The organism is Halorubrum sp. Atlit-28R, assembly GCF_003665955.1.
Taxonomy (GTDB): domain Archaea; phylum Halobacteriota; class Halobacteria; order Halobacteriales; family Haloferacaceae; genus Halorubrum; species Halorubrum tropicale.
In genome coordinates this window covers 1-441 of record NZ_QPLS01000269.1, presented here as the reverse complement: position 1 = coordinate 441, position 441 = coordinate 1, and the positions used below count along the sequence as shown (strand labels likewise).

At 64.4% G+C, this 441-nt stretch carries 1 protein-coding gene; it reads right to left on the bottom strand.

Annotation, left to right across the window (positions count from 1 at the left end):
* The coding region (locus tag DVK06_RS17850; protein WP_199718810.1) for a 4Fe-4S binding protein at positions 1-381 on the bottom strand (381 nt) is incomplete at its 3' end.
* Positions 382-441 lie beyond the last annotated feature (60 nt).

Sequence of the window (441 nt, the reverse complement as noted above, 5' to 3'; positions counted from 1 at the left end):
GCGGACGGCGGTCGTCTTCCCGATACCGTTCGGGCCGAGGATGCCCGTGACCGAGCCGGCCTCGGGGACCGGAAGCCCGTACAGCGAGAAGGCGTTCTCGCCGTAGCGGTGGGTCGGCTCCTCGTCGAGCTCCGACGGGAGGTTGATGATTTCGATTGCATCGAAGGGGCATTTCTCGACGCAGATGCCGCAGGTCTCGCCGAGACAGATTTCCTCGGAGATGCGCACCTGGTCGGGGCCGCCCTGCTCGGCGTCCTCGCCGCGGAGCGTGATGCACTCTTTGCCCGTCCGGTTCGGCGGACAGAAGTTCGAGCACTCGTAGCTACAACGGTCCGGGGAACACCGGTCCAAGTCGACGACGGCGATACTATCGTCGGCCATCGTTAGAGCTGAACACCCGAAGTCAGCAGGATGGCGAACGTGATGAACCAGAGCGCGAAG